General features: G+C 74.4%; 22 protein-coding genes and 1 pseudogene. 12 read left to right on the forward strand and 11 right to left on the reverse strand.

Translation table 11 applies throughout. The features are described 5' to 3' along the window. The first annotated feature begins 335 nt into the window (after positions 1-335). Together AB0D46_RS03625 and AB0D46_RS03630 are read left to right on the forward strand one after the other, a co-directional pair. Positions 336-1,178 carry a class I SAM-dependent methyltransferase gene (locus AB0D46_RS03625; RefSeq protein ID WP_362875615.1) on the forward strand — a complete coding sequence of 281 codons (843 nt, stop codon included), beginning with the start codon at positions 336-338 and terminating at the stop codon, positions 1,176-1,178. Between the two features lie 351 nt (positions 1,179-1,529). Next, positions 1,530-2,069: an EF-hand domain-containing protein gene (locus AB0D46_RS03630; protein WP_362875616.1), complete on the forward strand. Its 540-nt coding sequence runs from the start codon at positions 1,530-1,532 to the stop codon at positions 2,067-2,069. 63 nt (positions 2,070-2,132) lie between these two features. On the opposite strand, the gene AB0D46_RS03635 is transcribed toward AB0D46_RS03630, so the two are convergent. From AB0D46_RS03635 to AB0D46_RS03645, 3 genes are all read right to left on the reverse strand, one after another. Next, positions 2,133-2,672, reverse strand: a complete 540-nt coding sequence (locus AB0D46_RS03635) for a 2'-5' RNA ligase family protein (RefSeq protein WP_362875617.1) — start codon at positions 2,670-2,672, stop codon at positions 2,133-2,135. Between the two features lie 282 nt (positions 2,673-2,954). Beyond that, the gene (locus AB0D46_RS03640; RefSeq protein WP_281208001.1) at positions 2,955-3,158 is read right to left on the reverse strand and encodes a cold-shock protein; all 204 of its coding nucleotides are present in this window, start codon (positions 3,156-3,158) and stop codon (positions 2,955-2,957) included. Between the two features lie 219 nt (positions 3,159-3,377). Then, positions 3,378-4,421 (reverse strand): aminoglycoside phosphotransferase family protein, encoded by a 1,044-nt coding sequence (locus AB0D46_RS03645; RefSeq protein ID WP_362875618.1) that lies wholly within the window; start codon positions 4,419-4,421, stop codon positions 3,378-3,380. Positions 4,422-5,057: 636 nt separating this feature from the next. Between AB0D46_RS03645 and AB0D46_RS03650 the strand changes: the two genes are divergently transcribed. After that, on the forward strand, positions 5,058-5,594 hold the full coding sequence (locus AB0D46_RS03650; RefSeq protein ID WP_362875619.1) for a DoxX family protein: 537 nt from the start codon (positions 5,058-5,060) through the stop codon (positions 5,592-5,594). A gap of 424 nt (positions 5,595-6,018) precedes the next feature. Here AB0D46_RS03650 and AB0D46_RS03655 read toward each other — a convergent pair whose 3' ends face one another. Further along, the gene (locus tag AB0D46_RS03655) at positions 6,019-7,182 is read right to left on the reverse strand and encodes a winged helix DNA-binding domain-containing protein (RefSeq protein ID WP_362875620.1); all 1,164 of its coding nucleotides are present in this window, start codon (positions 7,180-7,182) and stop codon (positions 6,019-6,021) included. A gap of 175 nt (positions 7,183-7,357) precedes the next feature. Between AB0D46_RS03655 and AB0D46_RS03660 the strand changes: the two genes are divergently transcribed. From AB0D46_RS03660 to AB0D46_RS03675, 4 genes are all read left to right on the forward strand, one after another. Next, positions 7,358-8,053, forward strand: coding sequence for a GNAT family N-acetyltransferase (locus AB0D46_RS03660; RefSeq protein WP_362875621.1), 696 nt, complete (start codon positions 7,358-7,360; stop codon positions 8,051-8,053). A gap of 126 nt (positions 8,054-8,179) precedes the next feature. Further along, complete coding sequence (locus tag AB0D46_RS03665) at positions 8,180-8,716, forward strand: hypothetical protein (RefSeq protein ID WP_362875622.1); 537 nt, start codon at positions 8,180-8,182, stop codon at positions 8,714-8,716. Between the two features lie 227 nt (positions 8,717-8,943). Then, positions 8,944-9,306: a hypothetical protein gene (locus tag AB0D46_RS03670; RefSeq protein WP_362875623.1), complete on the forward strand. Its 363-nt coding sequence runs from the start codon at positions 8,944-8,946 to the stop codon at positions 9,304-9,306. Positions 9,307-9,368: 62 nt separating this feature from the next. Then, positions 9,369-9,791, forward strand: a complete 423-nt coding sequence (locus tag AB0D46_RS03675; protein ID WP_362875674.1) for a DUF2809 domain-containing protein — start codon at positions 9,369-9,371, stop codon at positions 9,789-9,791. Positions 9,792-9,864: 73 nt separating this feature from the next. On the opposite strand, the gene AB0D46_RS03680 is transcribed toward AB0D46_RS03675, so the two are convergent. Both AB0D46_RS03680 and AB0D46_RS03685 read right to left on the reverse strand, forming a co-directional pair. Further along, positions 9,865-10,086 (reverse strand): hypothetical protein, encoded by a 222-nt coding sequence (locus tag AB0D46_RS03680; protein WP_362875624.1) that lies wholly within the window; start codon positions 10,084-10,086, stop codon positions 9,865-9,867. A 57-nt stretch (positions 10,087-10,143) separates the two neighbouring features. Beyond that, positions 10,144-11,211, reverse strand: a complete 1,068-nt coding sequence (locus tag AB0D46_RS03685) for a WYL domain-containing protein (protein ID WP_362875625.1) — start codon at positions 11,209-11,211, stop codon at positions 10,144-10,146. 173 nt (positions 11,212-11,384) lie between these two features. Here AB0D46_RS03685 and AB0D46_RS03690 point away from each other — a divergent pair, with 173 nt between their 5' ends. Further along, the gene (locus AB0D46_RS03690; protein ID WP_362875626.1) at positions 11,385-11,612 is read left to right on the forward strand and encodes a hypothetical protein; all 228 of its coding nucleotides are present in this window, start codon (positions 11,385-11,387) and stop codon (positions 11,610-11,612) included. A 56-nt stretch (positions 11,613-11,668) separates the two neighbouring features. Here the strand turns inward: AB0D46_RS03690 and AB0D46_RS03695 are convergent, their stop codons facing one another. Then, entirely contained in the window at positions 11,669-11,851 is a 183-nt protein-coding gene (locus AB0D46_RS03695) for an alpha/beta hydrolase (protein WP_362875675.1), read from the reverse strand. Positions 11,852-11,881: 30 nt separating this feature from the next. On the opposite strand from AB0D46_RS03695, the pseudogene AB0D46_RS03700 reads away from it, so the two are divergent. From AB0D46_RS03700 to AB0D46_RS03710, 3 genes and pseudogenes are all read left to right on the forward strand, one after another. Then, positions 11,882-12,007: pseudogene (locus AB0D46_RS03700) on the forward strand (TetR/AcrR family transcriptional regulator); the annotation flags it as partial. Between the two features lie 115 nt (positions 12,008-12,122). Continuing rightward, positions 12,123-12,308: a hypothetical protein gene (locus AB0D46_RS03705; protein ID WP_362875627.1), complete on the forward strand. Its 186-nt coding sequence runs from the start codon at positions 12,123-12,125 to the stop codon at positions 12,306-12,308. A 239-nt stretch (positions 12,309-12,547) separates the two neighbouring features. Beyond that, on the forward strand, positions 12,548-13,105 hold the full coding sequence (locus AB0D46_RS03710) for a helix-turn-helix domain-containing protein (protein ID WP_362875628.1): 558 nt from the start codon (positions 12,548-12,550) through the stop codon (positions 13,103-13,105). 70 nt (positions 13,106-13,175) lie between these two features. Here AB0D46_RS03710 and AB0D46_RS03715 read toward each other — a convergent pair whose 3' ends face one another. The 4 genes from AB0D46_RS03715 to AB0D46_RS03730 form a co-directional block, all read right to left on the reverse strand. Further along, positions 13,176-13,793 carry a sortase gene (locus AB0D46_RS03715; protein WP_362875629.1) on the reverse strand — a complete coding sequence of 206 codons (618 nt, stop codon included), beginning with the start codon at positions 13,791-13,793 and terminating at the stop codon, positions 13,176-13,178. 7 nt (positions 13,794-13,800) lie between these two features. Further along, positions 13,801-13,986: a hypothetical protein gene (locus AB0D46_RS03720; RefSeq protein ID WP_362875630.1), complete on the reverse strand. Its 186-nt coding sequence runs from the start codon at positions 13,984-13,986 to the stop codon at positions 13,801-13,803. A 437-nt stretch (positions 13,987-14,423) separates the two neighbouring features. Next, entirely contained in the window at positions 14,424-14,687 is a 264-nt protein-coding gene (locus AB0D46_RS03725) for a phytase (RefSeq protein WP_362875631.1), read from the reverse strand. An 80-nt stretch (positions 14,688-14,767) separates the two neighbouring features. Next, a complete protein-coding gene (locus AB0D46_RS03730; protein WP_362875632.1) occupies positions 14,768-15,310 on the reverse strand; it encodes a MarR family winged helix-turn-helix transcriptional regulator in 543 nt (180 codons plus the stop codon). Between the two features lie 156 nt (positions 15,311-15,466). Between AB0D46_RS03730 and AB0D46_RS03735 the strand changes: the two genes are divergently transcribed. Continuing rightward, positions 15,467-16,534: an alkene reductase gene (locus AB0D46_RS03735; protein ID WP_362875633.1), complete on the forward strand. Its 1,068-nt coding sequence runs from the start codon at positions 15,467-15,469 to the stop codon at positions 16,532-16,534. Positions 16,535-16,537: the final 3 nt, after the last annotated feature.

The following is a 16,537-nucleotide window of genomic DNA, read 5'->3' on the forward strand; positions in this document are numbered from 1 at the left end:
GCTGCGTGCCGCGTCCCCGAGGCGGCCCACCGGTCATCCCCAAGAATCATGGAGGGACGGAGCGACGGAAGTGGGATGATCCTCGGTCAGATTTGCCTGAAAGGGCATCAGTCGCACCAAGTCAGCCAAATCGGCCCGTGATTGACCGAAACTCGAAGCCGCGGGCTGCCTCGCGCGACGGTGCCGACAGGGCCCGGCCGCACCGGCCCCGGGCGGAGGGCGGCCCCGTCCCCGTCGCCGCGCGTCAGCGGCCCCACCACGGCGCCCGGCCTGCGCGTGCGGCCGCTGACGCATACGCTCGGATGAAGGGTCGGTCCGAGCCCTGGAGGTGGGTCATGTCCGAGGGGATCGACGCGGTCGGTGCCGATCGCGCGCTGAAGGCCCGGCACCGGGCCATGTGGTCCTGGGGCGACTATCCGTCCGTGGCGTCCCACGTCATCCCGGAGGTGGGCGCCGAGCTCGTCGGGGCGTGTGGTGTGCGGCCGGGCGACCGGGTGCTGGACGTGGCGGCCGGCGCGGGCAACGCGGCCATCCCCGCCGCCCTGGCGGGGGCCGATGTCGTGGCGAGCGACCTCACCCCCGAGCTGCTCGAAGTCGGCCGGAACCTGGCAGGGGTGCGCGGCGCCCGTTTGGAGTGGCGCGAGGCGGACGCGGAGCAGTTGCCCTTCGCCGATGGTGAGTTCGACGTCGTGATGTCCTCGTTCGGGATCATGTTCGCCCCGCACCACCGGCTCGCCGCCGACGAGCTGGTGCGCGTCTGCCGCCCCGGGGGGACGGTGGGCCTGGCGAACTGGACCCCGCAGGGCTTCGTCGGCCGGATGTTCGCCACGATGAAGCCGTACGCGCCGCCCCCGCCGCCGGGAGCCCAGCCGCCGCCCCTCTGGGGGGAGGAGGAGCACGTGTACGGGCTCCTCGGCGACCGCGTCACGGACGTCGACGCCCAACGGCGGACCGTCCGGGTCGACGCCTTCCCCGAGGCAGGAGCCTTCCGTACCTTCTTCAAAGCCTGCTACGGCCCCACCATCGCGGTCTACCGCGCCCTCGGGGAGGACGCCGACCGGGCCGCGGAGCTGGACGGCGCGCTGGACGCGCTGGCCGAGGAGAACACCCACGACGGGGTCATGGAGTGGGAGTACCTGCTGCTCACGGCCCACCGAACCGGCCCGGCCGGCGGCTGACGACCTCACCCGAACCGCCGACCGGCGCCGGTCCGGGGCGCCGCGGGAATCCGACGCGGTGGGCCCCTACGGCGCCGCCGACCGCACGAGGTCGATGCACGACCGAGCGCTCACCGGTACCCCTCCGATGCACGGCCCCGGGCCCGCGAAGCAGTCCGCCGCGAGGTGGCCCTTGCCCGACCCGCCGCACCGTTCCGTGTCGGCGGCTCCCGATCGACGGGGTGAACGTTCGTCCACATGTGCCCGTGGGGGCGGCGGCGCGTCCCCACCTATAGTTACGCGCGCCGCCCCCCAACCCGCTTCGCCCCGGGCGGCGTTCGCGGATCGGTTCGGCGTCGAGGGAGGTCGCTCGTGGCCAGTGCGTTTCAGGAGCGCAAGCTCAGGGGGATGTTCGCCGCGTTCGACGCGGACGGTGACGGCTACCTACGGGAAGAGGACTTCACCGCACTGGTCGCCCGTTGGAGCCGGCTGCCGGCGGTGGGGCCGGGGACGGATCTGCGCAGGCGGGTGGAGGCCCTGTTGATGGGCTGGTGGGCGGCGCTGCTGGACGCGGGGGACGCCAACGGTGACGGTGCGGTCGACATGGGCGAACTGCTGTCCCTCGTCGACCAACTCCCCGCGATGGTCTCGGACGTCACCGCGACGGCCGACACCGTCTTCGACGCCGTGGACGCCAACGGCGACGGCCGCATCTCCCCGGAGGAGCACCGTGGTCTCGTCGAGACGTGGAACGGGCAACCCGCTGACCTCACGGGCGTCTTCGAGCTCCTCGACCTGAACGGTGACGGCCACCTCAGCCGGGAGGAGTTCGCGCGACTCTGGCTCCAGTTCTGGACCAGCGACGACCCCGCCGAACCGGGCAACTGGCTCTGCGGCCGTTTCCCCGACTGAGCACGCCTGCGCGGTGGACGGGACCGGGTACGGCGGACCGTGGCGCGTGCGCGTGCGCGTCACTCAGCCGCCCAGTGCGTACGACGACCGTTCCCGCCATCGCGACCCGTCGTACACCATCAGCTCGACCGACGACACGTGGCACGTGAACGGGAGCGTGTCGGCGAGGTCGACCTCGATGGCGTCCAGGACGGGGTCCTCCTGCCCGTGGACGACGGTCAGGTGCGGCACGATGTCGACGAACCGACCCCCGTACGGCGGAGCTTCCGGCCACCGCTCGACGATCGACCGGGTCAGCCCGCGCAGCGGCGCGTCGGGCTCGGGTACCAGGTACAGCACGTCCGGGAACCGTCCGCTGCTCGCGAACCGCAGGTCGAACGGCTGGTGGCGTCCCACGAGGTCCGCGAGGGCGGCGTCGACGCCCGCGTCGAGCCGGCTCGCGTCGAGGAACGGGAAGAGGACGGTGACGTGCGCCGGCACTCCGACCCGGGCCGACGGATCGAGCCGCTCGCGCCATCCCTGGAGGGTCGGCTCGGCCTCCGGGGTCAGGATGATGAGTCCCGTCTGGCCCGCCTCGAAGAGGGCGCCGCTGTCATCTGCCATGCCACGGATGGTGCCATCCCGCGCGCGCCCGGCGCAGCGCGTTCGCCAGGAGACGGATCGCGAGCGATGTTCGAGCGGGCTTCGATCAGATGTCCTCCGGGTCGGGCGGCGGTCCCGGCGGCCGTTGACGCCACCTGACCGCACTCGGCGGCTCTTGACGCCACCCGACCGCACTCGGCGGCTCTTGACGCCGCCTACCGGCTCTTGACCACTCCGCCCGCGGATCCGGGACCGCCCCGGAGCCGTGGGCTCCGGGGCGGGTGGACACAGCTGCGCCTGAGATCAGGCGGCGGTGATGTTCTCCGCCTGCGGGCCCTTCTGGCCCTGGGTGATCTCGAAGGTCACGGCCTGACCTTCCTGGAGCTCGCGGTAGCCGGTGGAGTTGATGTTCGAGTAGTGCGCGAAGACGTCGGGGCCGCCGCCGTCCTGCGCGATGAAGCCGAAGCCCTTTTCGGAGTTGAACCACTTCACGGTTCCGCTGGCCATGGTCATGCCTCTCAGTCGATGTCGGATCCGCACCGCGCGGACCCGGAGGTGATCGCCCTGGTCCGGCACTGCACAGCAAAACGCCCACGCCAGGGCGCGGGCAGGAACTGCGAACCACGACAGCTGAGCTGAAGCTACACGCCGGAACCGCCCATCACCAGAGAGCAACGAGCACGGAATTTCGGACGGCGGATCATGGGACGCGGTGGCGGCAGACCGCTACGGCCGTTTTGTCGGCACGGGCCGCAGCGCGGGCCACCGGGCGAGGGCCTGTTGCCGCATGGCGCGGCTCAGGCCGCCGACACCGGCGAGCTCGGGGTGGCCGGCGGTCGTCCGGGCGACCACCCCGAGCCGGTGGACGAGCCGTTGGCGGGCCGTCGCCGTGCCCCACTTCCAGTCCCGCCGCGGTACCCGGGCCAGGTGGTCGGCGGCCTCGCGGCGGGCCCGCTCCACGAGCGCGTCGCCGCGCAGCAGCCATCCGGCGCAGGCGTCGGCGAGTCCGTCGCGCAGCTCGGCGTCCCGGATCCGCGTACCGGTCTCGGCGTGCCACGCGGTGAGGTAGGCGTTCTCCGCGCGTTCGAGCATCGGGGCCGGCGCCGCGGTGACGCACCAGCAGGTGGGGAATCCGATGCGGAGGTAGGCCAGCTCCATCAACCCGCTGCCCAGGGAGGCCTGTTCGAAGTCGACGAACCGGGTGCCGGTGGGCGTGTGGAGGTCGTTCCCGGGACAGGGGTCGCCGTGCAGCAGCGCGTGTCCGGGCGCCCGCCCGAGCCGCTCCACCAGTGCGTCGAGCTCGTCCGCGACGCCGGTGGCGACCGGGACGCGAAGGGTGGCGGCCAGGGCGAGGAAGGAGTGGATGTCGGCGCGGCCCGGGCCCTTCCACCGGGGCAGGGCACCGGCGTCCGCCGGGCCGGCGGTGGCGTGCAGGCGGGCGAGCGCCGCCGCGTAGTCGACCGTCCAGTCCCCGGCCGGCGGCCGGTGCGCCAGGTGTTCGAGTACGAGGACGCGGGCGGCGGGATCGGCGGCCAGGAGCGCGGGCGCCACGGGGCTCGCCGCCCGGGCGGCGAGCCGCAGGGCGGTGACCTCGCGGGCGTAGCGGTCGTCGGCCTCCGGGCCGTCGACGAGCTGCTTGACCACCGCCGTCGTCCCCGGCAGCTCGACGCGCCACACGCGCGAGCGGGGGCTGCTGCCCAGTCTGCGCCAGCGCCGGGGAGTTCCCAGCTCGGCCCGCAACTCTTCCCCGAACACCGGTCGTAACCCCATGGGTTCAGGGTTCCACGGCCGGGGCCGGCCCGGAACGGCCCGGGTCCGGGACGCACCGCGTACGAGTCCCCGTGCCGGGAACCGTGGGGACGCGGAATCCGCCCGAACGCTTCGCTCCGGTTTGCGAAGGTGGGTTCGCACAGGGGCAACCGCGCCGGGGCGCGTGCGAGGCGCCCGCAGCCGGGAGCGGCGTCGCGAACCCGCACCGAAGGTGGTGACCGGCGGACCTCGGTCGCCGGCGCGCCGACCGAGGAGGTCGTCGACGGGCGCCGGCGGCGCGGCGTTCCCCCGACTGCGTACGGCGCCCGCGGTCCTGGTCGCGGGGCTGCCCCGCGTCGCCCTGGTCCCCCTCACCGGGGCCCCGAACGCCCTGCTCCTGCCCGTCGCGCTCGGGATGCTACCGGCGGCGGCCACGGTGCGCGTCCGACGCCGCCGGGGCGGTTCGAGGCCCTCGGTGTGACGCCTCGGGGCTGAGGCGGTCGGGCAGGGTCGGGGGGGCGGCCCGTGGGGGGCGACGGAAAGCGCCGGCCCCCGCCGGCCGGACGGCGACTCGCACACCCGGATACCGGGCATTTCGGTCGATCTTTCGTCAGTGTGGGCACGGCTGGCATCACTCCCCCGACAGAAAGGGCCACCATGGCCGCGAGCGCCTACCCCGCCGCCCCCCTCTCCGGAACCGGCAACACCACCACGCCGTACGACATCGGCCTGCCCGTCCTGCGCCTCGTACTCGGCGCGATCATGTTCGTGCACGGAACCCAGAAGCTGTTCCGGTGGTTCGACGGTCCCGGCGTCAAGAGCACCGGCATGTTCTTCGGCAAGGCCGGTTATCCGGCCGGCGAAACCATGGCCGTGATCGCGGGCCTGACCGAGACCCTGGGCGGTCTGGGACTCGTCTTCGGTCTCCTGACCCCCCTGTCGGCCGCCGCCGTCGTCGGCATCATGATCAACGCCATCAGCACCAAGTGGACCGGCGACGTGGTCGGCATGGAGGGGGTCGAGTTCGAGTCCCTGATCCTCGCCGCCGGCGTCACCCTCGCCCTCACCGGACCGGGCCGCTTCGCCCTGGACCGGTTCCTGCCGGTGCTCCGTCACCACCGGGTGTCGTACGGCGTCCTCGCGCTCGCGCTGGCCGTCGTACTGGCGGCTCTGGTGCTGCTCCTGCGGGACTGATCCGACAGTCCGGCCGGGGACCAGGGGAGGCGGACGGCGCGGGCGCGGTCGGGAGCGTTGCGGGCCATTGGAGTGACCCGCCGTCTCCCGTGACTTTTCCGTGAGGTTACGTCGGCCGACGCGGGCACCGCTCCCGGCGCGTCGGAGGGGGCCGAGTTCGCTCGCCTCGCCGCCCACTGACGGAGCGCCGGCAGCGCGAGGCCGGCCGCTCGCAGCGGTCGTGCGCGACATCGGGCAGGGGCGGTCGACCACCCCGTCGACCGCCCCAGCGACGTGGGAGGTCCCCCACCGCCGGCCGCGATCCGCCGCCGACCCGCCCGGCGCCGGCCGGCGGGCCCGGCCCCAACCGCTTGCATCCACTCGTCGACCCACAGGGAGCGGGCCTCCTCCCGGGCACGCAGGAGCTTCACCCGGCGGGCGCGGGCTACGGCCGGAGGAGGCGCGTCTCCGCGTCGGGCAGCTTCGACCACCAGTGGTGGTAGCGGCCGTAGACGATCGTCCCGCGGTCGGCGAGGAGGGCCGTCAGGGAGCGGGCCTCCTCGGCGAGGCCGTCCCAGTCGGCGGACGACAGGGGGTGGAAGGCCGTGGCCTCGACGCCGCCGTCCACCGGGCGCCACACCCCGGCGACGTGGCCGTCCACCAGCAGGGTCGGCAGCACGTCGCCGTTGCGCCGGATCACCAGCGGACGGTAGGCCGGCGGTATCACCCGGCCGCGATCGGCGTAGGCCAGCAGGACGCTGTCCCACATGGCCATGAGCCGGGGCGGTGCAGGAGTGTCGGCGGCCGGCCTGGAGGCGCCCGGGAGGTCGAACAGCGCTTCCCCGTCGGGCCCTTGGAGCGGCTCGACCGAGCCGTCCAGGGCTCGGAGGGCCGCGCGGACGGCCGTCCGCCCCACCATGGCGAACTGCGCGACGTCCGCGACCGAGGCGGGCCCGAACCCCGCCAGGTAGCACAGGATCAGGGCGCGCAGCGCCCCGGGCTCCACCTCCCGGCTCGCCGGTACGGGTACGGGTACGGCCGCCGGTCGCGATGTGGGGCCGGCCGCGACGAAGGACGGGCGGGGGCCGAACGACCAGGTGGCTCCCGTCGGGGCGTGGTGCAGCGGCGCGTACCCCTTCAACCCCCACCACGCCCCGTCCCGCCGCGCCGCGCCGACCCTCTCCTCCGCCCAGGCCCGCATCTCCGCTGAGGTACGCGGTCGACGGGCGAAGTCCAGCAATTCCGGAAGCAGTTCGTCGGCGTCCGCCGGGGTCAGGCCCGCGCCGGCGAAGCGGGAGCCGAGCCGGGACGCGTACAAGGTGGGCTGCATCGCCGCGCGGAGGACCGGATAGTCCTCGGCGTGCACGGCGTGCAGGGTGATCCGCATCAGGGTGGCCTTGACCACCGACCGTCCGGTGAACGCGTCGTCGAGCGCGGTCGGCGCGAAGTCGGTGAGCCGGTTCCACAGGGCCAGGTACGGCGAGGCCGGTTCCTGCGCCTGGAGCGCGACCACCCGCCGCACCCCGTCGGAGACGGACAACGGCTCACGTCCGAGCAGCAGTTGGCGACTGAGGGTCGCCCGGTTCAGTTCGCGCGCAGTGATGATCACACCGTGGATTCTGCCCCGGCCGCGCGGTCGACGGGTACGCCCGCACAGATCTCCCTTACGGGCACGGGCCGCTGCTCCGGGCGCACGCGCCGGCCGCGCACCACCTCGGGTGGCGGTCCGGCGTGTCCCCGCGCGCGCGGCGGGGTCGAGCGGGCGCGCTCCCTACCGTGGCCCCATGAACGCACGTACAGCGCTATTGTCCGCCGGGTACGGGATCCGTTGCGCGGGCCGGGCCGAGGCGGGCGCGGTCGCCGCGCTGCTCGCCCGCGCCTTCGCCGACGACCCCGTCATGGCGTGGCTGGTCCCCGGCCCGGCCGACCGGGAGCAGCGGATGGCCCGCTGGTTCAGGTGCGCACAGCGGCAGCAGCGGCCGCGTACCGGCGGGGTGCGGGTGGCCGCGACCGGGGACGGCCGGTTGTTGGGGGCCGCGCTGTGGTCGGCGCCGGGCCGGTGGCGGACCTCCGCGGTGCGGGAACTGGCCGCCATGCCCTCGTACGTACGCGTCTTCGGCCCGGGCGGGCTGGGGCGCGCCGCGGAGGTCCAGAACACGATGCACGAGGCGCACCCCGACGTCCCGCACTGGTACCTGCCGACGTTGGGTTGCGACCCCGTGGTCCAGGGGGCGGGTGTCGGTTCCGCCCTGGTCCGCCAGCAACTCGCCGCCTGCGACCGGCTCGGGCAGCCCGCCTACCTGGAGTCGAGCAAGGCGACCAACGTTCCCTTCTACGAGGGGCTCGGATTCCGCGTCACGGGTGAGATCCGGCTGCCGGGCGACGGGCCGACCCTCTGGCCCATGTGGCGCGAAGCGGACCCGGCCACGGGTTCCGCCACCGGTTCCGCCGCCGGCGCCCCGCCCCCGTACGGCGGCTGAGACCGTCCGTACGACGGCTGAGACCGTCCGTACGACGGCGACCGGCGCCGGCGACCGGTCGGGCGTCGGGCGTTCACCCGGTTGCGTTGCCGGGTCGGCCCGGGTGTGGGCGCGGGGCGACGTTGGATGGACGGCAAACAGAGTGTCGTGGAGAGGCTGGTGGTCGTGGTGAGGCGTGGTCTGGCGGCGGGTGCGGTGATCGTGATGGCGATCTGCGGTACGGCGGGGTGTTCCGACGGGTCGGGCTCGGCGTCGGACGCCGCGTCGAAGGCGGCGTCGGCCGTGCAGTCGGCCGGGGCCAAGGTGTCCTCCGCGGCGTCCGCCGCCGCGGACGCGGCGTCGTCGGCGGCGGCGGTGGCCCAGGACAAGTTCGCCGAGATCAAGAACGGTGTCGACGCCAAGGACGAGGTGACGTTGGGCGCCGTGTCGACCGACGGCGAGGGGTACACCGTCGTCCCGGTCTCGGTGAAGAACACCGACGCCTCGACGAAGTCGTTCGCGGTGCAGGTGGACTACAAGGACGAGAGCGGCAACCAGCTCGACACGGTCGTGCTGACCGTTTCCGATGTCGCGGGCAACGGCACCGGGCAGGGCGTCGCCAAGAGCACGCACAAGTTGGCGGGCACGGCGAAGGCCGAGACCGCCAGGGCCCTGCGCTACTGATCCGGAGGCCACCCGGACCGTCGGCGCCGTTCCGGCCCGCTCAGTGGCGGACGGACAGGCCCTCGCCGACGGCCGGGCGGCGCCGGCCGCGGCCCACGGTCGACTCCGCCGGCAGGAGGCCGGGCCTGCGTACCCGTACTCCATGAGGCCGGCGGAATGACCGGCGGGTACGGCGACGCGGGGCGTTCTAGGCTGGTGGCAGGCACATCCCCCGGGAGGTCGTTGTGGTGGACCGTCACCGTTTCCACCTGGACCAGGACGGACACTCGATCACCGTCGTCCGGGACCTCCGGCACCGGTACGTCGAGGTCCTCGTCGACGGGAAGACCGTGTGTTCGGCGCGGACGAGCCGCTCGAAGGCCACCCTGCTGCGGGGTGAGATCGCGGGCGCCGGCCCGCAGCCGTTCCTGATCCGTCTCGAACGCCCCGACGTCCCGGGCGGCGAACCCCTGTGCGTGTTGGAGAGGGACGGCATGCGCTACCTCATGCCGAACGTTCCGCTCACGCCGGAGGAGGACTGGCCCGCCGAACGCAACCCCTCGCCGCGGACTCCCGCCGAGCTCATCGCCCGCTGGCGGGGCCGCCACTGAGACGGGGCGGCCCGGGCCCGGGGCGGGGAGAACGCGGCGGCGTCGGGCAGGATGGCCCGGTGATCTCCCCCGCCACGAGCCCGGACCTCCCCGCCGTCGCCGATCCGGCGCGCACCCGTGCGGCGGCGGCCCTGGCCGCGGCGGTGACCGTCGGTGCGGGTCTGGGGCTCAGGGCCGTGGCCGGCGGAGACGTCGCGAAGTACGGCGGGGACGCCCTGTACACCGTGCTCCTGCTGACGCTGGTCGTCCTGATCGCCCCGCGGGTGACGCCCCTGCGGGCGGCCGCCGTGGCCCTGGCCGCGAGCTGGACGGTCGAGTTCCTGCAGCTCGGTCCGGTGCCGGCGGAGTTGTCCCGGCGGAGCGTCATCGCCCGCCTCGTACTCGGTTCCACCTTCAACGCCCCCGACCTGTTCTGGTACGTGGTCGGCGCGGCGGCCGGTTGCCTCGCGCACACCACGCTGCGCCGGCGCCGCCCGCGCGGCTGAGGAGCCGGGCTCGACCTCGATCGCCGACGGCGGGTGGCCGCGCGGAGGGCGTCACCCCGGCGCCACCACCGCGTCACCACTCGGGGTGGACGTCGTGGCTGTCGTAGCGGGTGCCGTGGGCGTCGATCCAGGGACGGAACCGGCCGGGTCCGCCGTCCGCGCGCTCGTAACGGACGGACTCGCCGGAGTCGTCGGCGACGATCACGGCGCCCGCCCGCTGGGCCGCGCGCAGGGAATGCGTCCAGTGCGGCCCGTGGCGGCCGGTCACGTAATCGGGAACCTTGCTCCGGGACATGTGCGCGACCCCCTGACCGCCGCCGTTCCGTCCGTTCGAAGGACGACTACCCGCCGATCAGGGAGCTGACTCCCTTCCTCCGCCGCGTGCCTCGTGGGCGGCCGGTGCGGGTTGCGCGGCGGCGGCGTAGCGGCGGGCCAGGTGGGCGAAGGCCTCCCGCAGTTCCGGCGGGCCGACCACTTCGATGTCGGCGTCGAACCTGCCGATGACGGACGCCAGGCCGGACCACGACCAGGACCCGAGGGCGAGCCGGCAGCGGTCGGTGCCGAGTGCCTCGACGAGGCCGTCGCGGATGTGGCGGGAGACCACGCCGGCGGGCAGGTCGAGGATCACCTCGCCCCGGCAGGGCCACTCCCCCGAGCCGTCGGTGCCCCGGAAGCGGCCCGCGACGAAGGCGGCCACATCGGCGCCGCCGGGTAGTTCCCGTCGGGCGAAGCGGGGCCCCGTGGGGATGCGCGGGGTGATCCGGTCCACGCGGAAGGTGCGCCAGTCGTCGCGGTCGAGGTCCCAGGCGACGAGGTACCAGCGGCCCGCGCGGGTCACGAGGTGGTGCGGCTCCGCTCGGCGCGGTGGGGTCGCGGCCCGGCGCCCACCGGGTCCCTCCCCGGGTCCGTCCCCGGGTTCGGCCTCCGTCAGGCCCGGGGTCGCGTAGTCGAAGCGCAGGACCTCCTGGGCGTGGACGGCTGCGCCGAGCGTCACGAGCACGCCCCCGGCGACGGCGTCGGTAGCTGTGTCCGGCTGTTCGATGGCGGTGATCCGGAGCGCGTCGATGCGGTGGCGCAGGTGGGCGGGCATGACCTGCCGGACGGTGGTCAGCGCACGTGCCGCGGCCTCCTCGGTGCCCGCGCCGCTACCGGCGGCGCTCTGCAGGGCGACCGCGAGCGCGACGGCCTGCTCGTCGTCGAACAACAACGGCGGCAGTTCGGCGCCGGCGTCGAGCCGGTAGCCGCCGTCGGGGCCCTTGAAGGCGACCACTGGATAGCCGAGTTCGCGCAGCCGGTCGACGTCGCGGCGCACGGTGCGCGGGCTGATGTCCAGCCGTTGCGCCAGGAGGGCCCCCGGCCAGTCACGGCGTGCCTGGAGGAGGGAGAGCAGGGCCAGCAACCGCGCCGAGGTCTTCTGCATGAGGTCCATACTGCCCCGGGAAGCGGTCAGGATCTGTCCTCTTTCCTTTGCCACCGGATGCGCCCTTCATCTCTGCCACGGATGCGCCCTCGCGGTCGCCCCTAATCCGGTGCGAATCCGCGCACTTGCGGTGCATCCTTGGTGCACAAGCCCACTGACCGGAAGGCAGTCCCATGGACCAGCTCCCCTCCCACCCCGACAGCGAGCGCTACTCGGTGACCCTCTGCCCGCCCGCGGTCACCATCGTCTCGGAGCTCACGGCGGCGAGCGGCGTCAGCAAGTCCGACGTCATCAACCGCGCGGTCCTGCTCCTCGGTTTCATCGAGGGCGAGCGGGCCAAGGGCAACGAGCTGATGATCCGGGACACGGCAGGGGCCCTGGAGCGCATCCACATCATCTGAGGGTGCTTCGAGGGCCGCCCGGGGCCCGCCCGTCGACGGGCGACGCGTCCCGCGGTTCACCCGTCGACGCCGCCGGGGTGCGGGTCGAGGGAGTCGACGTCCTCCCTGAAGGCCCGCATCCGGGCGTTGACCACGTCGGGGTGGTCGATCTGGGGCCGGTGTCCGGTCGCGGCGATGATCTCGGCCCTGGCCCCGGGGATCAGCCGCGCCACCCGCTCCAACTGACGCTGCGGGCGCACGAGCAGGCTGCGCCGGCCGATCCCGACGCGAACGCGCGGACGGAGGCGGTCAACCTGCTCGCCATGACCGCGACGACGGGCACCAGCGTCCTCCTCGGCCAACGCGGCCCGGAATCGGCCGTCGCCGTCCTGCACCACCACCTGGATCGGATCTTCACCGCCGGCGCCCCTGCCGACGGCACGACCCGACCCGGGTGCGCGGCGCGGTACCGGCGGCCAAGTGGAGCAAGCCCGGCTGCGGATCGGCCGGGAGCCTGGTCGCATCAGCGGCATGAAAGACCCCTTCGCCTGTGACGACCCGTCCCTGCTCGCCCCGTTCGGGAAGGGCGACCGCGCGGCGGCCCGGAGGGCCGTCGCCGCCCACGCCACCGACCGCGCCGACCTCCAGACGCTCCTCGACATCCTGGGGCTGCTGCCCGAGCACGATCCGCCGCCCGCGACGCCCCCCTCCGCCTAAGCCGGGGGACGCCGTCGGGACCCCGTCAGTCGACCGTGTCCGGCGTCGGAGCGCAGGTCCCGGAGCCGGTCCGTCCGTGGAGTCGTGCGGCACGGGAATGGGCAGGTGCTCGACCCCCTTGCGCCCGGACCTTGCGGGTGCCTCGGAGCGCCGCAGGCCTCGTACGAGGGGCGTTTCGGCGTACGGGTGAATCCGCGCCCGTCCTCGTCACGGACTACCGGGCGGATTGTCCTACGGGTATGAAGACTTCGCACACGCTGTCCCGGCCGTCCGCCCGCCCCGCGACCCGCCGCCCCCTCCTCCCCGAGCCCCACGAACGCCGCAGGCTGCGGGAGGCGTGGGGCCTGACGCCCCACCAGGTGGCCCTCGTCTTCGGCGTCCGGCCGGCCACCGTCCGCTCCTGGGAGTCGGGACGCACCACCCCGACGGGCAAGCGCCGCGAGGCCTACCGGCGCTTCCTCCAGGGCCTCGCCCAGCACGCCGACGGCCGGCCCCGCCCGACGGCCCCGCCCGCCCGCCGCGCACCCGGGTGCGGCGCACCGGAGCAGGACTGCGCGGAGGCCTCGCGCCCGGCGGAGGGGGCTTTCGCCGAGCCGGAGCGGTCGGAGGCGGCCACCGGAGCGGCGTGCGTCGTGGCCGTGTCCGGCGCCCGGGTGCCGACCCCGCGCCGAGCCGCCGCGGCGGCCGAGGACGACGACCACCTGTTGCCCCGCGTGGGCGCGGCCGCGGTGACGCTCGCCGCGTGGGTGCTGGTGCTCGCCCTCCTCGGCGCCTACCTACCCGCCTGGGACGGCTGAGCCCGGGGCCGCGCGGGCGCGCCTGCGTGACGTCACCGCGTCGGGTACGAAAGGGCCGCGGGGGGGCCGGTCAGGACTTGGTTGAGGTGAGGACGCCGATCTTGTCGAGCCGGTGTTCGGGGTTGTTCTGGGCGTCGCGCCAGAAGTTGCCCGCCGCGTCGTCCTCGGGCGTGAGGCAGGTGGTGACGGTGATCATCGCCCGGACGGGCACGGCGCCGGGCGAACCGGGCACCGCGGCGCGCTGCGCCGCCATGGAATCCGGCTGTCGGAAGGAAGTGGTCCGGGTGGTGCTGATCGTGTACTGGTACGTCACGCCGTCGGCGGTGATGAACACCGAGGAGCCGGCCGGCAGCGCCGGCAGGTCCCGCAGCGGTCCGCCGGCGGCGACGCGGTGGCCGGTGACGATGTAGTTGCCGACCTCGCCGGGGCCGACCCCGCCCTCGGGGCCGTGCGGGCTGGCGGCGAGGCCCCGGTCCTGGATGCGAGTGCCCGGCGCGTCGTCGGGGCTGCCCTGGTACGGGACGACGGGCAGGTCCTCCAGGCCGATGGCGGGGATGGACATCACGGCCGTCCCGGTACTGCGGGCCCGGGCCTCGGCCGGGTCGCCGGCGGCGGCCACCGGAACCGCGGCGGGGGCGAGCAGGACGGTACAGGCGGCTCCGGCGACGAGGAGCAGGCGCGGTGACATGGCGGCCTCACCGGGTGCGGGCGACGGAGGGAACGCAGGACGCCGTCGGGGTCGCGTGCCGTGGGCGCAGGGGCGTGCTGCCGTACGGGGTGGCGTGACGGGAGTCGCGGACGAGCACGGCGCCGGATCCGGTGCGGCGGCCGGGGCGGCGTCCCGTACATCGGGATTCCGGCGAGGTCTGCGTACGGGCCATGGCGGGGCCTCCGATCGGGGTGAGGACCGCCCCGGGCGCCGTCGCGGGTGCTGTGGGACCCGCGTCTCAGCCGGAGCGGGGAGGTCAGCGGTCTCCGCAGGGGCGCCTACCCGCCCCCACCTCCGGAAACCACCGGGCGGCACCGGGCGCCGGCCGCGGAGCAGCGGCCGGTCGCGGGGCGGGCCGCCGCCCCGGCGGCCGGGGGAACGGCTCACGGGCGGGGACACGACGTCCTGCCCAGGTCGCGCCCGGGCTCTCCCACACCGAGATCGCCGCCGGGCCGGCGCTGGTCGGGGGCGCGGTGGAGGCCCCCCGGGCAAGCTCGGCGCCGGAAACCGGGTGGAGGCGGCGATCGCCGCGTACGAGGCCGGACGTACCGGCCCGTGACGGCGGCGCCGGCCGGCGCCGGCGCTCCCGGGCGCGAAGGCCGGCGGCCGTCAGCCGAAGAGCGCGGTGATGCGCTGGAGCGGGACGAAGTTGAAGTTCTGGTTGCCGCTTTGGCCGGGGGCGCCATGGCAACCGCCCTGGCGGATGAAGACGCCCTGCGGGAAGGCCGGCCCGAGGTGGGCGGTGGTGGCGTCGATGCCGCCGGTGTCCTCGCGGTCGTCGGTCGCGGTTCCGCCGGCGACCGAGAAGCGGCCGAGGTAGGCCTTCCCCTGCGTGTGACGGACCCAGGGAGCCCGAGGCGGCGTTGCGGCCACGGCGCGAACGCAGGCCGAACGGCCGCGCGCTGCCCGCCCGTCGGCCTGGACGGACCTCAGTCCGTCGGCCTGGACGGACCTCAGCACAGGCCCGGTTCGCCGCCCGCCGCCGCACCGCATTCGGCGCCCCCGCCGCGGGCCACCTCCGACCACAGGGTCGCCTCCACCTTGCCGAGCAGGCGCGCCAGTTCGGTGCGTTCGGCCCCGTCGAGGCCGTCCAGCGTCTGACGTTCCAGCTCGCCCCAGGCCCGGCGGACCTCGACGAGCAGGCCACAGCTGCTGTCCGTCGCCTCCACCAGCGAGGCCCGCCGGTCTGAGGGGTCGGGGCGGCGGCGCACGTGACCGGCGTGTTCCAGGCGTTGGAGCATCTTGGTCACGGTGGAGGGGTCCAGGCCGACCGTCTTGATGAGCTCGGACTGGCGGACGGCGCCGTTGTCCCACAGGTGCATCATCAGGAACTCCTGCCCCGGGTGCAGCCCCAGGTCGCGCAGGGCCCGGCCCGCCGCGATCCGGTGGAGGCGGGCCACCCGGCTGATCGCGTGGCTCACCGGCCCCTCCAGCACGGCGCGGGGCGCCGAACACTCGGGGGTGGCGCGCGGTTCCTGAGCGGCTTCCGCGGTCATGGCGGCGCTCCTCCCTCGGTGGGGACCGGCGGGTCCGGTCCATGGCCTTCGCCATGAACTTTACCCGCCCGGAAAGATTTACCTTGGCCGGCCAAGTAATGAGGTACGCTGCTTCCACAGCCAATCATTGGCCGACCAATAATCTGTGAGGCGAACATGACCAGCGCTTTCGACCCGGTACGCATCGCGGGCGACACCCTTCCCAACCGCATCGCCCTGGCCCCCATGACCCGCAGCCGCGCGGCGCAGGGCGGCCTCGCGACCGACCTCCTCGCCGAGTACTACACCCAGCGGGCCTCGGCCGGACTGCTCATCTCGGAGGGGATCCAGCCCTCCACCGTCGGACAGGGTTACCCCTTCACCCCGGGCCTGCACAACGCGGAGCAGATCGCCGCCTGGCGCCGGGTCACCGACTCCGTGCACGCGGCCGGCGGCCGGATCTTCGCCCAGCTGATGCACTCGGGCCGGATCGGCCACCCGTCCCTGCTGCCCGACGGCCTGGTACCGGTCGCCCCCTCCGCGATCGCGCCCCGGGGCCAGGTGTTCACCGGTGAGGGCCTCAAGGACTTCGTCACGCCGCGCGAGCTGACCGACGCCGAGGTACGGGCGACGATCTCCGATTACGCCGAGGCGGCCCGCAACGCCGTGGAGGCCGGTTTCGACGGCGTCGAGCTGCACGGGGCCAACGGCTACCTGATCCACCAGTTCCTGGCGCCGGGCACGAACCTGCGGACGGACGAGTGGGGCGGCCCGACCGAGAACCGCATCCGCTTCGCCGTCGAGGTGGTCAAGGCCGTCGCCGCGGCGATCGGCGCCGAACGCACCGCGCTGCGCGTCTCCCCCGGCAACCCGTACAACGACATCTCCGAGCCCGACCCGCAGCCCGTCTACGAGACGCTGGTCAAGGAGATCGACGGGCTGGGCCTCGCCTACCTGCACGTGTTGGAGTCCGGGCCCGACGCCCGGGAGGCGACCCTCGCACTGCGCAAGCAGTTCAGCGGGCCGCTCGTCCTGAACCCGGCCACCGAGGGACCCACCGACCACCGCGCGCTCGGCCTGATCGAGGACGGCACCGCGGACCTGCTGGCCTTCGGCGCCCTCTTCCTCGCCAATCCGGACCTGCCGGACCGGCTGCGCACCGAGGGCCCGTACAACACGCCGGACCCGGCCACCTTCTTCGGCGGCGACGCCCGCGGCTACACGGACTACCCGGCGCGCGCGTAGCCC

It is taken from the genome of Streptomyces sp. NPDC048383, assembly GCF_040651775.1.
GTDB lineage: Bacteria > Actinomycetota > Actinomycetes > Streptomycetales > Streptomycetaceae > Streptomyces.

Excerpts from the sequence above, each read along its gene's own strand:
- AB0D46_RS03660 (WP_362875621.1), top strand. The coding sequence starts at position 7,358 with ATGAACGCACGTACAGCGCTATTGTCCGCCGGGTACGGGATCCGTTGC.
- AB0D46_RS03690 (WP_362875626.1), top strand. The coding sequence starts at position 11,385 with ATGGACCAGCTCCCCTCCCACCCCGACAGCGAGCGCTACTCGGTGACC.
- AB0D46_RS03640 (WP_281208001.1), bottom strand. The coding sequence starts at position 3,158 with ATGGCCAGCGGAACCGTGAAGTGGTTCAACTCCGAAAAGGGCTTCGGC.
- AB0D46_RS03735 (WP_362875633.1), top strand. The coding sequence starts at position 15,467 with ATGACCAGCGCTTTCGACCCGGTACGCATCGCGGGCGACACCCTTCCC.
- AB0D46_RS03685 (WP_362875625.1), bottom strand. The coding sequence starts at position 11,211 with ATGCAGAAGACCTCGGCGCGGTTGCTGGCCCTGCTCTCCCTCCTCCAG.
- AB0D46_RS03705 (WP_362875627.1), top strand. The coding sequence starts at position 12,123 with ATGAAAGACCCCTTCGCCTGTGACGACCCGTCCCTGCTCGCCCCGTTC.
- AB0D46_RS03665 (WP_362875622.1), top strand. The coding sequence starts at position 8,180 with ATGGACGGCAAACAGAGTGTCGTGGAGAGGCTGGTGGTCGTGGTGAGG.
- AB0D46_RS03680 (WP_362875624.1), bottom strand. The coding sequence starts at position 10,086 with ATGTCCCGGAGCAAGGTTCCCGATTACGTGACCGGCCGCCACGGGCCG.
- AB0D46_RS03710 (WP_362875628.1), top strand. The coding sequence starts at position 12,548 with ATGAAGACTTCGCACACGCTGTCCCGGCCGTCCGCCCGCCCCGCGACC.
- AB0D46_RS03625 (WP_362875615.1), top strand. The coding sequence starts at position 336 with ATGTCCGAGGGGATCGACGCGGTCGGTGCCGATCGCGCGCTGAAGGCC.
- AB0D46_RS03715 (WP_362875629.1), bottom strand. The coding sequence starts at position 13,793 with ATGTCACCGCGCCTGCTCCTCGTCGCCGGAGCCGCCTGTACCGTCCTG.
- AB0D46_RS03645 (WP_362875618.1), bottom strand. The coding sequence starts at position 4,421 with ATGGGGTTACGACCGGTGTTCGGGGAAGAGTTGCGGGCCGAGCTGGGA.
- AB0D46_RS03635 (WP_362875617.1), bottom strand. The coding sequence starts at position 2,672 with ATGGCAGATGACAGCGGCGCCCTCTTCGAGGCGGGCCAGACGGGACTC.
- AB0D46_RS03650 (WP_362875619.1), top strand. The coding sequence starts at position 5,058 with ATGGCCGCGAGCGCCTACCCCGCCGCCCCCCTCTCCGGAACCGGCAAC.
- AB0D46_RS03730 (WP_362875632.1), bottom strand. The coding sequence starts at position 15,310 with ATGACCGCGGAAGCCGCTCAGGAACCGCGCGCCACCCCCGAGTGTTCG.
- AB0D46_RS03720 (WP_362875630.1), bottom strand. The coding sequence starts at position 13,986 with ATGGCCCGTACGCAGACCTCGCCGGAATCCCGATGTACGGGACGCCGC.